Raw genomic sequence first — 13,742 nt, forward strand, 5'->3', positions numbered from 1 at the left:
GTTCCCATGCCGAACACGGAAGTTAAGCGTCTCAGCGCCGAAAGTAGTTGGGGGATCTCCCCCTGTGAGGATAGGACGTTGCCAGGCAAACGGTGGTTCTGGAGCATTCGCTCAAGGGCCGCCGTTTTTTCATATCATCGATTCAGCTTAGTGGAAGAGAGGACGTAAGAAGAAATGGCTAAGAAGATCAAAGTATATGTCGAACCAAATGAAACGGTCAGCGAATGTTTAGATCGAATCAACGAAATGGGTTATCGTCCTATACGCCGCATTGAAAAGCCCGTCTTTGAGCAAACGGGAGCCAAAGATGAACCTGTCCATTCCCATCAATCGATTTTATTTGAATGCGTCTCTAAAGAATCCTAATGCCAAGCCGTCACACAATCTGTGTGACGGCTTTTTACATACTCAAAATGAATGCTCGCGTTCAAAGCATCGGTCTCCAAGCGCGTCCAATAAAGTTTGAGCTCGTTTTTCTATCTTTTTAGGAAGGTTCTCTTTACTAAAGTATTCAAGAGCCAAACTTTCCCCATCTTCCATGGCGAGCTCTCCATGTACTCCTTTTGCCTGGTATAGATGAATGACACCATATGTCTCGTCTCCGTTCGGATATTTAAAGTAACCATCTTCCCCGGAAAAAACCTGAATTAATTCGAAGTGCTCAGCGAGAAGTCCGGTTTCTTCTTTCAATTCTCGTGTAGCGACTTCTTCCAATGTTTCCCCGAGTTCCATCGATCCTCCTGGTAAACCCCAATCAAGCGTATCGGATCTATATTGCATCAGTACCTCTTTCTTTTGATTGATGACTAAAATAGTGGCACCAACACTGATGATCGGGCGGTTGCCAATCACTTCTCTAAGACTCGATATGTAACTCATCTAACTCCCCCTTTTCAATAGCATACATTATCGGAGAAGATTGTGCAGATTACATCTAAAAGGCGAACGATAAATATTCAGACAATTAAAATGTTCGCAGTTTATTGACATGTTTTCAAAGAACAAGGTACGATAGGCGTGTGAGATAAGAAAAATAAATAGTGCTCCATATAATCGCAAGGAAATGGCTTGCAAGTTTCTACCTGATCACCGATTCTGATCAGACTATGGGGTGTAGCGGACGTGTATTTGTCATGCCTATACCCTAAACTGATTGTCGGTTTAGGGATTTCTTTTTGTAAGGGGGACATTTGGAATGAACGTAGTCGTTGGAGTAATCATGGGTAGCTCATCTGATTGGGAGACGATGAAACATTCATGTGACGTGTTAGATGAGTTACAGATTCCATATGAAAAACAAGTCGTATCAGCTCACCGTACACCAGACCTTATGTTCGAATATGCTGAAGAGGCACGAGGCAGAGGCATTCAAGTGATCATTGCGGGTGCTGGTGGGGCAGCCCACCTTCCTGGAATGGTCGCTGCGAAAACGACACTTCCTGTCATCGGTGTCCCGGTACAGTCGAAAGCACTCAATGGAATGGATTCGCTCCTCTCCATTGTGCAGATGCCTGCAGGAGTTCCAGTAGCAACTGTTGCGATTGGTAAAGCGGGAGCAACGAATGCAGGATTATTGGCTGCTCAAATCCTGAGCATCCACTCCACAGACATAACACATCGACTTGATGCATTTCGGGAGAAGAAACAAGAGATGGCGATGCGAGGAACGGAGGAGTTGGTCTGATGAGAATCGGAATTTTAGGTGGAGGACAACTTGGACGGATGATGTCACTCAGTGCGAGTGCAATGGGGTACACGACGCTTTGTCTCGATCCAAACCCACATGCACCGACTGCTCAAGTGGCTGATTCAATTGTTGCCTCATTTGATGATGTCGATGCCGCAAAAGAACTCGCTGCTCGTTCAGACGTTGTGACGTATGAATTCGAGAATATCGACACGGAAATGATTGCAGCCATCGAAGAGAAGTGTCCACAAGGTATGGACGTGTTGAAGGCGACGCAACATCGCATCTTAGAAAAACAAATGATTGAATCTGCTGGGTTACGAGTCGCGCCATATATTTCAGTTCGTACCGTTCGAGATGTACGGCAGGCATATGAGAAGCTCGGCTTACCATTTGTCATCAAAACGTGTCGCTTCGGCTATGACGGAAAAGGGCAAACGGTCATCCGGACGGAACAGGATGTTCAGGCGTTCACTGAACAGTTCACCGAACAAGAATATGTCGCTGAAGCTTGGTTGCCGTTTGAAAAAGAGATCTCCGTCATTGTGACACGAGGAGAAGAAGAAACGTCGACGTTCCCGATCAGTGAAAATATTCATCACAACAACATCCTACATCTCTCCATCGTACCAGCTCGTGTGGCAGGTGAGATTCAAGAAGATGCGAGACACCTCGCACTCCAGCTCGCCGATCATATCGGTTTAATGGGGACACTCGCTGTCGAGTTGTTCGTCATGCCAGATGGTCGCCTTTACGTAAACGAACTCGCACCGCGTCCCCACAATTCTGGACACTACACGATTGACGCATGTGAGACCTCACAATTTGAACAACACATTCGAGCCGTTACGGGGATGCGTCTCGGACGAACTACACTGACCACTCCGGTTGTCATGGTCAATCTTCTCGGCGAACATATGCAACGACTCAATGTCAAAGCATTGCCATCGAATGTTAAACTACATCTGTATGGAAAAGATGAAGCGAAGACAGGTCGCAAAATGGGACATTTGAACGTCCTTGCTGACACGGTCGAAGAAGCGCTTCATACCATCGAACAACTGGCAATTTGGAAGGAGACCGTTTTATGATTTCACGCTACACCCGCCCAGAGATGGCAAACATTTGGACTGACCAAAACAAATTCGAGGCTTGGTTAAAAGTTGAACTTTATGCCTGTGAGGCTTGGAGTGAACTCGGCATCATCCCGAAAGAAGATGTCCAAGTCCTTTGGGACAAGGCATCGTTTGATGTGGATCGCATTCTAGAGATTGAACAAGAGACACGTCATGATGTAATCGCGTTCACTCGTGCCGTTTCCGAGACACTCGGAGAAGAGAAAAAGTGGGTACATTACGGCTTGACGTCGACGGATGTCGTCGATACGGCACTCTCGTACTTAATCAAGCAAGCCAATGATCTTTTAGAGGCCGATTTAGATCGCTTCATCGGTATTCTTGCAGAAAAAGCGAAAGCACATAAGTATGACATCATGATGGGACGCACACACGGCGTGCACGCAGAACCGACAACGTTTGGTTTGAAGCTCGCCCTCTGGTATGAAGAGATGAAACGGAACAAAAAACGTTTCATGGCAGCTCGCGAAACGATTGAATTCGGGAAGATGAGCGGAGCGGTCGGAACGTTTGCAAATATCGATCCGTTCATCGAGTCATATGTCTGTGACAAGCTCGGTATCCAAGCTGCACCGATCTCGACACAGACACTCCAGCGTGACCGTCATGCCGAGTACATGTCAACACTCGCATTGATTGCCACATCGATTGAAAAGATGGCAACCGAGATTCGTGGACTTCAAAAAACAGAGACACGCGAAGTGGAAGAGTTCTTTGCGAAAGGACAAAAAGGGTCGTCTGCGATGCCGCATAAACGTAACCCAATCGGTTCTGAAAATATGACGGGTCTTGCACGCGTCATTCGTGGTCATATGATGACGGCTTACGAAAATGTTCCGCTCTGGCATGAGCGTGACATCTCGCACTCGTCAGCAGAACGCATCATCATCCCGGATGCGACGATTCTCCTTAACTACATGTTGAATCGCTTCGGCAATATCGTGAAGAACTTGACGGTCTTCCCGGAGAACATGCGTCGCAACATGGACCGTACGTTTGGAATCATCTTCTCGCAACGGATTTTACTCGGTCTCATCGAGAAGGGGTGGTCACGTGAAGCGGCATATGATGCGGTTCAACCGAAAGCGATGCAAGCGTGGGAAGAAGAGACAATGTTCCGGACATTGATTGAAGAAGACAAAGAAATGGGCGCACTCTTTACGAGTGAAGAGCTCGATGAGTTGTTCGACCCGCGTTATCACGTACGTCGTGTCGATACAATTTTTGAACGCTGTGGTTTGTAATCGTTGAGGGGCGATACGCCCCTCTCACTTTTAAGGGGGAACGGTTCAGATGAAAGCAATTTATGAAGGCAAGGCGAAAGCGTTATTTGAGACAGAAGAAGCAGGTGTGCTTCGTGTGTACTACAAAGATGATGCGACAGCATTCAATGGAGAAAAGAAAGAGTCGATTGATGGGAAGGGGATTTTAAACAACGCCATCACGACCCAGTTGTTCGAATTGATGCATGACAACAAGATCCCGACGCACTTTATTAAACGAATCTCGGAACGAGAACAGTTGGTTCGTCGTGTCGACATCATTCCGTTAGAAGTGGTCGTCCGCAACGTCGCGGCCGGTAGTCTAGCGAAACGCCTCGGTTGGGAAGAAGGAACACCGCTCCTTGCGCCGATTGTCGAGTTTTATTATAAGGACGATGCCCTTGGGGACCCACTCCTCACGGAAGATCATATCCGGTTATTGCAAGTTGCTACACACAAAGAAGTCGAAACATTGCGACAACTAGGTCTTTGGGTGAACGACGTCTTGCTCGATTTCTTTGGTCAACATGGCATCGACGTAATCGATTTTAAATTAGAGTTCGGGAAAGTGGACGAAACGATCATCTTAGCGGATGAGATTTCACCGGATACGTGCCGTCTCTGGGACAAAAAGACAAAACAAAAGCTTGATAAAGACGTATTTCGTCGCGATTTAGGTTCTTTGACTGAGACGTATGGACAATTGTTAACACGCATAGGGGGAAACGGACAATGAAAAAAGTAAACGTGTACGTGACATTACGTGAAAGTGTACTCGACCCACAAGGAGTTGCCGTAAAGGGCGGACTCGAACATCTCGGATTCGTTGGAGTTGAATCGGTGCGGATCGGGAAAGTCATCGAGCTTCAAGTAGCGGACGACACGACAGAAGACATGGTCAAAGAAATGTGTGAGAAGTTACTCGTCAATACGGTCATTGAGAATTATGAAATCGAGATGGGGGTACTCGCATGAAGTTTGCGGTCATCGTCTTTCCAGGATCAAACTGTGACCTCGACATGTACCACGCGGTAAAAGATGTGCTCGGGGAAGAAGCGGAATACGTGTTTCATACAGAGACCTCACTTGAAGGATTCGATGGGGTCCTCTTACCAGGCGGTTTCTCATACGGAGACTACTTGCGTTGTGGGTCAATCGCCCAGTTTTCACCAATCATGGCTGAGGTGAAGCGTTTCGCGGAAGAAGGACGCCCGGTACTCGGTGTTTGTAACGGCTTCCAGGTGCTCGTCGAAGCAGGGTTACTTCCAGGCGTATTGATGCGAAACCGCGATTTGAAATTCATGTGTAAGACCGTCGATCTCGTCGTCGAAAACAATGAGACGATGTTCACGAGTGAGTATGCGGTACAGGAAACGATTCGCGTGCCAATCGCACACGGTGAGGGCAACTACTACTGTGACGAGACGACACTCGAGACATTGAAGGCAAATGGCCAGATTGCGTTCACCTATAAAGAGAACCCGAACGGATCGGTCGAAAACATCGCCGGCATCACGAACGAGGCAGGAAACGTACTCGGCATGATGCCACACCCGGAGCGTGCGGTCGAAGCGTTGCTCGGTGGAGAAGACGGTAAACGGTTATTCACGTCAATCGTAAAATGGGGGGCACGACATGTTACTTACAACTGAACCGACAGCTACACAAATCCGTGATGAACGGATTTATGCCACGATGGGATTATCGGACGACGAATACGCGCTCGTCGTCTCACTGCTTGGCCGGGAACCGAATTATACAGAAATCGGTCTCTTCTCGGTCATGTGGTCTGAACACTGTTCGTACAAAAACTCGAAACCGGTGCTCCGGAAGTTTCCGACAACCGGCAAGCACGTCTTACAAGGACCAGGAGAAGGGGCTGGAATCGTCGACATCGGAGACGGTCAAGCCGTCGCCTTCAAAATCGAGAGTCATAACCATCCATCCGCGATCGAGCCTTATCAAGGAGCGGCTACTGGGGTGGGCGGAATCATCCGTGACATCTTCTCGATGGGCGCCCGTCCGATTGCTTTATTGAACTCACTCCGTTTCGGAGATTTGAACGAATCACGTGTGAAACATTTATTCGGTCATGTCGTATCCGGTATCGCTGGATACGGGAACTGTGTCGGCATCCCGACTGTCGGTGGGGAAGTCGCATTCGACCCGGCCTACTCAGGCAACCCGCTCGTCAACGCAATGTGTGTCGGCTTCATCCGCCATGAAGACATTCAAAAAGGAATCGCGGAAGGTGTCGGAAACTCAGTCATGTACGTCGGAGCAACGACAGGGCGCGACGGAATCCATGGTGCCACGTTCGCTTCTGAAGAACTCGGAGAAGACGCAGACGAGAAACGTCCAGCCGTTCAAGTCGGAGACCCGTTCATGGAGAAGCTCTTGATCGAAGCGTGTCTCGAAGTCATCAAACATCCGGCACTCGTCGGGATTCAAGACATGGGCGCAGCCGGATTGACGTCATCGTCAGCAGAGATGGCATCAAAAGCAGGAATGGGAATCGAGATGAACCTAGACCTCGTCCCACAACGTGAGACTGGCATGACACCTTACGAGATGATGCTTTCGGAATCGCAAGAGCGGATGCTCCTCGTCGTCAAAGCAGGACATGAAGACGAAATCGAAGCAATCGTCACGAAGTGGGGACTTCATGCAGTCAAAGTTGGGGAAGTCATTGAAGAAAAAGTACTTCGTCTCGTTCATCAAGGAGAAGTCGCAGCGGAAGTACCGGTCGACGCACTCGCAGAAGATGCACCGGTTTATCATAAGCCTTCTAAAGTCCCAGCATATTATGAAGCCTTCCAAGCAATGGAGCCGGTCGCACCGATCGTCGAAGATGTGATGGCGACATGGAAAGACGTCCTTGCGATGCCGAGCATCGCCTCGAAACGTTGGGTGTATGAGCAATATGACCATATGGTACAAACGTCGACAGTCGTCGCACCAGGTAGTGATGCCGCGGTCATTCGCATTCGTGAGACGGAGAAGTCGCTCGCGATGACGACAGACTGCAACGCGAAATATGTCTATCTCGACCCACGTGTCGGTGGAGCCATCGCTGTCGCGGAAGCGGCTCGAAACATCGTCGCAAGTGGTGCAGAACCACTCGCTTTGACGGACTGCCTCAATTTCGGGAGTCCAGATAAACCGGAAGGGTTCTGGCAACTCGACCAAGCCGTCGAAGGAATGGCAGAAGCTTGTCGGACGCTCGATACGCCGGTCATCGGTGGGAATGTCTCGCTTTATAACGAATCGAACGGACAAGCCATCTACCCTACACCGGTCGTTGGAATGGTCGGACTCATCGAGAAACCAGAACATATTACGACATCGTTTGCGAAACAAGCGGGAGACGTCGTCTTCTTACTCGGTGAGACGAAAGCGGAATTTGGCGGAAGTGCCCTTCAGATGTTGCAAGACGGAAAAGTGAGCGGTCATGCGCCGACACTCAATCTTGAAGAAGAACGTCAGACACAAAAGGCGTTGCTTCACGCTATCCGTGAAGGCCTTGTCACGGCGGCACATGATGTATCAGAAGGTGGTCTTGCGGCAGCGTTACCGGAACTGGTCTTTGGAACAGGGTTCGGCATGGACGTGACGATTGACACAGATCTCGTGACGGCGCTATTCAGTGAATCACAGTCACGTTTCCTCGTGACGGTCGACAAGGCACATGCCGAGTCATTCGCGAGCATGACGAACGGAACAGCAATCGGGACAGTTACAGAAGCATCAACTCTTGTCGTTCGTGCAAGCGACCGCTTGATTGAAATGGATGTACAAGAGTTAGAGCGTGTATGGGAAGGAGCTATTCCATGTTATATGACATCCGAGGCATGAACGAGGAATGCGGCGTCTTCGGTGTGTTCGGTCACATCGAGGCGTCACACCTTGCCTATTACGGACTGCACAGCTTGCAGCACCGTGGGCAAGAAGGAACGGGAATCGTCACGGCAGACGGAGAACGTCTCCATGCGAAACGTGGACTCGGACTCGTCACCGAAGTGTTCGATGAGACATCACTCGACACGCTCACGGGGAACCATGCGATTGGGCACGTCCGCTACTCGACGGCTGGCGGCAACACGCTCGAGAATGTTCAGCCGCTTCACTTCAAGTCGTTGACTGGTGATTTGGCGATGGCGCATAACGGAAACCTTGTGAATGCGAACGAATTGAAACATATGCTCGAAGCGGAAGGCGCGATCTTCCAGACGACTTCCGACACGGAAGTCGTGGCCCACCTCATCAAGCGGAGTCGCGGCAATTCATTGAAAGAACGGATCGCCGACAGCTTGGCCCGTCTCGTCGGGGCATTCGCATTCCTATTCTTGACGGAAGATGCATTGTACGTCGGTGTCGACGTGCATGGGTTACGTCCATTGTCACTCGGTCAAACTGAAGACGGGGCTTACGTGTTCGCTTCGGAAACGTGTGCGTTTGACGTCGTGGGGGCGACGTACGTACGGGATGTTGAGCCAGGAGAATTGCTCATGATCACGAGCGAAGGCATCACGTCAGAGCGATTCAGTGAAGCGGCCGTCCGTGCCATGTGTTCAATGGAATACATCTACTTCTCACGACCGGACTCCATCATCGATGGCATCAACGTGCATACGGCACGTAAGGCCATGGGGAAAAAGATGTTTGAAGAAGCACCGGTCGAAGCGGATGTCGTGACAGGTGTGCCGGATTCGAGTATTTCTGCGGCAATCGGCTATGCTGAGGCGAGCGGAATTCCTTACGAAATGGGACTCATTAAAAACCGTTACGTCGGACGGACGTTCATTCAACCGTCCCAGGAATTACGAGAGCGCGGCGTGAAAATGAAGTTGTCAGCGTTACGCGGTGTCGTGAACGGGAAACGCGTCATCATGGTCGATGATTCTATCGTCCGTGGAACGACGAGTCGCCGAATCGTCACGTTACTTCGAGAGGCAGGCGCGACGGAAGTGCATGTGCGCATCACGTCACCGCCGATCAAACATCCGTGTTACTACGGAATCGATACATCTACCAAGGAAGAGTTAATTGCGGCAACCAAATCCATTGAAGAAATCAGAGAAGAGATTGGTGCCGATTCACTAGCGTTCCTCACATTAGACGGAACGGTCGAAGCCATCGATCGTCCGTTTGAAGGAGCGTTACGCGGGCAGTGTGCTGCATGCTTCACGGGACTTTATCCGACTGAACTTGCAGAACTCGTGACAGAGACAAAGGCTTAAGGGGGAAAAGCGATGAGCGTTCGTTATGAACAAGCGGGTGTGAATTTAGAAGCGGGGTACGAGGCCGTATCCCGTATGAAACGTCATGTCGCTCGGACGATGCGTCCGGAAGTGATGACAGGGCTCGGTAGTTTCGGAGCGATGATTGATCTCGGTTCGATGAACATGAAACACCCGATTCTCGTGAGCGGGACCGACGGGGTCGGGACGAAGCTGAAATTGGCGTTCGCGCTCAACCAACATGACACGATTGGAATCGATTGCGTCGCCATGTGCGTCAACGATTGTCTCGTGCATGGAGCAGAACCGCTCTATTTCCTCGACTATATCGCGACCGGAAAAGCAGAACCGGCCAAGCTCGAGCGCATCGTCGCCGGCGTTGCCGAAGGATGTGTCCAAGCCGGTTGTGCGCTCGTCGGTGGCGAAACGGCTGAGATGCCAGGAATGTATCCGGATGGCGAATATGACATCGCTGGATTTGCGGTCGGTGTTGTGGAGAAAGAAGACTTGCTCGACGGTTCGTCGATTCAGGATGGAGACATCGTACTCGGCCTTGCATCTTCAGGCGTCCACTCGAACGGGTTCTCGCTTGTACGTCATATCGTTGAAGCGCAAGGTCTTCATTATACGGATGAGATTGCGATGCTCGATACGACCCTCGGGAACGCCTTGCTTTTGCCTACACGGATTTATGCTGAAGCGGCGAAAGCGGCGATTTCGACAGGTAAGGTTCAAGGGATGGCACACATCACGGGTGGTGGATTCTATGAGAACGTCCCTCGCATGTTGCCAGAAGGTCTCGGAATCACGTTCGATGCGTCGAGTTGGCCGAGTCTTCCTGTATTCGACTGGCTCGAACAAGTCGGAAATATTTCGAAGCAAGAGATGTTCAACGTCTTCAATATGGGGATCGGTTATATGATTACGGTACGAGCTGAAGAGGTGGAACTCGTTGAAGCGGCGCTCGAGCGTGTCGGGGAGACTGCGTACCGAATCGGTAAAGTCGAGAGTCGTCCAGGAATTCGAATCTCAGGAGTGGACCAATGAAACGATTTGCCATCTTTGCGTCAGGATCGGGAAGTAACGCCGAAGCAATCTGGCAAGCGATCGCCGATGGTCATTTGTCTGCCGAATGCGTGTTGCTTGTGACGGACAAACCAGAAGCTACGGTTCTTGATCGTGCGGAACGTCATGGGATTCCAAGTTTTTCATTTACACCGAAAGCGTACGCGTCGAAAGAGGAGTTCGAGGAAGAAATTCTCGTTCTTCTCCATACGCTGCAAGTGGACTATCTTGTCTTAGCGGGGTATATGCGCTTGATTGGAAATGTGTTACTATCCGCATATCCGAACCGCATTTTAAACATCCATCCGTCGCTTTTACCTGCTTTTCCGGGTAAAGACGCGATTGGACAGGCGCTTGACGCCAACGTGCCGACGAGTGGTGTGACGGTTCATTATGTGGATGCGGGGATGGACACGGGTCCGATCATCGCACAGGCGTCTGTCGAGATTGAAGGATGTGACCGCACCGAGGCGACACGTCGCATTCAAACGATCGAGCATCAACTGTATCCGCGCGTATTACAACAAGTGTTGAATCAACAGGAGGTTTTCAAGTGAGAGCATTATTAAGTGTTTCTGATAAAACAGGCATTGTCGAACTCGCAACCGTCTTGCATGAGGCGGGCATCGAGCTCATTTCAACAGGTGGGACCGAGGCGGCGCTTCAGCAGGCGGGATTACCAGTCAAAAACATTTCGGAAGTGACATCGTTCCCTGAAATGTTAGACGGCCGTGTCAAAACGTTGCACCCACTCGTTCACGGGGGCTTGCTCGGACGTCGTGACCTTGATACGCATGTCGCGCAAATGAAAGATCATCACATCGAACCAATCGATTATGTCGTGGTCAATCTGTATCCGTTCAAGGAGACGATTGCGAAAGAGAATACGACATACGAAGAAGCGATTGAAAATATTGATATCGGTGGACCGAGTATGTTGCGTTCGGCAGCGAAGAACCATGCGAGCGTCACGGTTGTCGTTGATCCAAGCGATTACACACTCGTCGCCGATGAAGTACGTGGTGGCGGCACATCGTTTGAGACACGTCAGCGTCTTGCGACGAAAGCGTTTCGTCACACGGCGGCATACGACGCGTTGATTGCCGACTACTTAGGTCGTCAAATCGGCGAAACGTTCCCAGAACAGTTGACGGTCACGTATGAGAAGGTTCAAGACCTTCGTTATGGGGAGAACCCACACCAACAAGCGGCGTTTTATAAGACACCTTTATATGACGGGATGACGCTTGCGAATGCGACACAATTACACGGGAAAGAGCTCTCGTATAACAATATTCAAGATACGAATGCAGCACTTGAAGCACTTAGTGAATTGAACGAACCGGCTGCTGTCGTCGTTAAACATATGAATCCTTGTGGTGTCGCGGTAGGACAAACGATTCATCAGGCGTTTGAACGTGCACACGCAGCGGATCCGGTCTCCATCTTTGGCGGAATCGTCGCCTTGAACCGCGAGGTCGACATCGAGACGGCAGATGCCCTTCGCAACATCTTTTTAGAGATCATCATTGCTCCATCCTTTAGTGAGGCAGCACTTGACCGATTGAAAGAGAAGAAGAACCTCCGCCTTTTAACGTTAGATATGGGACAGATGACAGGCATGCGCCTTACGGCTGTCGCGGGAGGATTGCTCGTACAAGATGGCGATGACATGACACTTGATGATGCAGCGTGCCAAATCGTGACGGATCGTCGTCCGACAGCATCAGAATGGGAAGACTTGAAACTGGCATGGCGCGTCGTCAAACACGTGAAGTCAAACGCCATCGTCGTCGCAAAAGACGAAACGACGATTGGAATCGGTGCCGGACAAATGAACCGTGTCGGCGCAGCAAAAATCGCCTTCGAACAAGCGGGGGAACGCGCGACAGGCGCGGCTCTCGGAAGTGATGCCTTCTTCCCGATGGCAGATACGGTCGAAGCGGCAGCAGCGGCAGGAATCACGGCCATCATCCAACCGGGTGGGTCGATTCGCGATGCCGAATCGATTGAAGCGGCAAATCGCCATGGCATCACGATGGTATTCACATCAGTCAGACATTTCAAACACTGAGAGGGGTTCGCGTCATGAACGTATTGGTCATCGGTCGAGGAGGACGCGAGCATGCGCTCGCATGGAAGTTGAAACAAGACGGGCATGACGTCTTCGTTGCACCGGGCAACGACTTCATGGAAGGGATGACGTGTGTGTCAATCCATGAAACAGACGTGGAGGCGCTCGCCCATTTCGCAGAAGAAAACGAGATTGGATGGACGATTGTCGGACCTGAATCGTCGCTCATGGCAGGGGTCGTCGATACGTTCCGTGCCAAAGGACTGAACATCTTTGGACCGACGAAAGCAGCTGCCTTACTCGAAGGCAGCAAGGCGTTCGCCAAAGAAGTCATGATGGAAGCCGGGATTCCGACAGCAGCGTACGAGGCGTTCACGGATGTGAAGTCGGCGCTTGCCTATATCGAGAAGCTTGGGGCACCACTCGTCGTCAAGGCGGATGGATTAGCAGCCGGTAAAGGCGTCACGGTCGCGTTCACGGTCGAAGAGGCGGAAGCTGCCGTACGTGATATTTTCACGACGGATAAATTTGGTCAACAGTCACAAGTCGTCATCGAAGAGTTCCTCGACGGGGAAGAGTTTTCACTCATGGCGTTCGTCTCGGGAGAGTGTGTCATTCCGATGATCACCTCGCAAGATCATAAACGAGCCTATGACGGCGACAAGGGACCGAACACGGGTGGTATGGGCGCCTATAGCCCGATGCCACATCTGACAAAGGACGTGTATGAGGATGCGGTTGAGACCGTATTAAAACCGCTCGCACAAACGATGGTCAAACGAGGGACGTCGTTTGAAGGATTCTTGTACGCCGGTCTCATCTTGACGGCGGATGGACCGAAAGTCATCGAATTCAATGCACGCTTCGGTGACCCGGAGACGGAAGTCATCTTGCCGAACCTGAAATCACCGCTCCTAGACGTGATTGAAGCGGTCGTTCGTCAAGAGTCGTATCCGGTTGAGTGGGTCGACGGATATACGATGGGTGTCGTCATCGCGGCCGAAGGGTATCCGGACCGACCAATCACGGGTCAGGTGTTATCAGGATTTGAGTCACTTTCGAAAGATGTGCTAGTCTTCCATGCCGGTACGACAAAGAAGGATCACCAAGTCGTAGGAAGCGGAGGTCGTCTATTTGTTGTGACGGCGACAAAACCGACACTATCTGAGGCAAAAACGGCTGTTTATGAGGCAATTTCGCAACTCGATTTACCTGAAACGTTCTATCGGTCTGATATCGGGGCACGAGCGTTTGAACACATTATTTAAAGGATGGGTC

General features: G+C 50.6%; 14 protein-coding genes, 1 rRNA gene and 1 riboswitch. Of the genes, 14 read left to right on the forward strand and 1 reads right to left on the reverse strand.

Going from position 1 to position 13,742, the window contains the following annotated elements:
* Window positions 1–87: ribosomal RNA gene (rrf, locus tag KNO90_RS12110) — 5S ribosomal RNA — on the forward strand; the annotation flags it as partial.
* 87 nt (window positions 88–174) lie between these two features.
* Window positions 175–366: an NETI motif-containing protein gene (locus KNO90_RS12115; protein ID WP_015880702.1), complete on the forward strand. Its 192-nt coding sequence runs from the start codon at window positions 175–177 to the stop codon at window positions 364–366.
* Between the two features lie 42 nt (window positions 367–408).
* On the opposite strand, the gene KNO90_RS12120 is transcribed toward KNO90_RS12115, so the two are convergent.
* Window positions 409–879, reverse strand: a complete 471-nt coding sequence (locus tag KNO90_RS12120) for an NUDIX hydrolase (RefSeq protein ID WP_215113692.1) — start codon at window positions 877–879, stop codon at window positions 409–411.
* A 146-nt stretch (window positions 880–1,025) separates the two neighbouring features.
* Window positions 1,026–1,127: riboswitch (purine riboswitch) on the forward strand.
* 68 nt (window positions 1,128–1,195) lie between these two features.
* Between KNO90_RS12120 and purE the strand changes: the two genes are divergently transcribed.
* Genes purE through purD form a run of 12 tightly spaced genes read left to right on the forward strand, consistent with a single transcriptional unit; the run spans window position 1,196 to window position 13,732 of the window.
* Complete coding sequence (gene purE / locus KNO90_RS12125) at window positions 1,196–1,684, forward strand: 5-(carboxyamino)imidazole ribonucleotide mutase (RefSeq protein ID WP_214742709.1); 489 nt, start codon at window positions 1,196–1,198, stop codon at window positions 1,682–1,684.
* Window positions 1,684–2,778: a 5-(carboxyamino)imidazole ribonucleotide synthase gene (gene purK, locus KNO90_RS12130; protein ID WP_215113693.1), complete on the forward strand. Its 1,095-nt coding sequence runs from the start codon at window positions 1,684–1,686 to the stop codon at window positions 2,776–2,778. Before purE ends, purK begins: the two co-directional genes overlap by 1 nt.
* Window positions 2,775–4,067, forward strand: a complete 1,293-nt coding sequence (gene purB, locus KNO90_RS12135) for an adenylosuccinate lyase (RefSeq protein WP_215113694.1) — start codon at window positions 2,775–2,777, stop codon at window positions 4,065–4,067. Before purK ends, purB begins: the two co-directional genes overlap by 4 nt.
* 49 nt (window positions 4,068–4,116) lie before the next feature.
* A complete protein-coding gene (gene purC, locus KNO90_RS12140; protein ID WP_215113695.1) occupies window positions 4,117–4,821 on the forward strand; it encodes a phosphoribosylaminoimidazolesuccinocarboxamide synthase in 705 nt (234 codons plus the stop codon).
* On the forward strand, window positions 4,818–5,060 hold the full coding sequence (purS, locus tag KNO90_RS12145; RefSeq protein ID WP_214742712.1) for a phosphoribosylformylglycinamidine synthase subunit PurS: 243 nt from the start codon (window positions 4,818–4,820) through the stop codon (window positions 5,058–5,060). Before purC ends, purS begins: the two co-directional genes overlap by 4 nt.
* Window positions 5,057–5,737 (forward strand): phosphoribosylformylglycinamidine synthase subunit PurQ, encoded by a 681-nt coding sequence (gene purQ / locus KNO90_RS12150; protein ID WP_214742713.1) that lies wholly within the window; start codon window positions 5,057–5,059, stop codon window positions 5,735–5,737. Before purS ends, purQ begins: the two co-directional genes overlap by 4 nt.
* Entirely contained in the window at window positions 5,721–7,940 is a 2,220-nt protein-coding gene (purL, locus tag KNO90_RS12155) for a phosphoribosylformylglycinamidine synthase subunit PurL (RefSeq protein ID WP_215113696.1), read from the forward strand. Before purQ ends, purL begins: the two co-directional genes overlap by 17 nt.
* Window positions 7,916–9,325: an amidophosphoribosyltransferase gene (gene purF, locus KNO90_RS12160; protein WP_214742715.1), complete on the forward strand. Its 1,410-nt coding sequence runs from the start codon at window positions 7,916–7,918 to the stop codon at window positions 9,323–9,325. The genes purL and purF overlap by 25 nt, the downstream gene beginning before the upstream one ends.
* A gap of 12 nt (window positions 9,326–9,337) precedes the next feature.
* Window positions 9,338–10,372, forward strand: coding sequence for a phosphoribosylformylglycinamidine cyclo-ligase (gene purM, locus KNO90_RS12165; protein WP_214742716.1), 1,035 nt, complete (start codon window positions 9,338–9,340; stop codon window positions 10,370–10,372).
* A complete protein-coding gene (gene purN / locus KNO90_RS12170; RefSeq protein WP_214742717.1) occupies window positions 10,369–10,947 on the forward strand; it encodes a phosphoribosylglycinamide formyltransferase in 579 nt (192 codons plus the stop codon). Before purM ends, purN begins: the two co-directional genes overlap by 4 nt.
* Window positions 10,944–12,464: a bifunctional phosphoribosylaminoimidazolecarboxamide formyltransferase/IMP cyclohydrolase gene (gene purH, locus KNO90_RS12175; protein WP_214742718.1), complete on the forward strand. Its 1,521-nt coding sequence runs from the start codon at window positions 10,944–10,946 to the stop codon at window positions 12,462–12,464. The genes purN and purH overlap by 4 nt, the downstream gene beginning before the upstream one ends.
* A gap of 14 nt (window positions 12,465–12,478) precedes the next feature.
* Window positions 12,479–13,732 carry a phosphoribosylamine--glycine ligase gene (gene purD / locus KNO90_RS12180; RefSeq protein ID WP_215113697.1) on the forward strand — a complete coding sequence of 418 codons (1,254 nt, stop codon included), beginning with the start codon at window positions 12,479–12,481 and terminating at the stop codon, window positions 13,730–13,732.
* The last annotated feature ends 10 nt before the right edge of the window (window positions 13,733–13,742 follow it).

Origin of the sequence: Exiguobacterium sp. s63 (assembly GCF_018617335.1) — a bacterium.
In the GTDB taxonomy this organism is placed as follows: Bacteria; Bacillota; Bacilli; order Exiguobacteriales; family Exiguobacteriaceae; genus Exiguobacterium.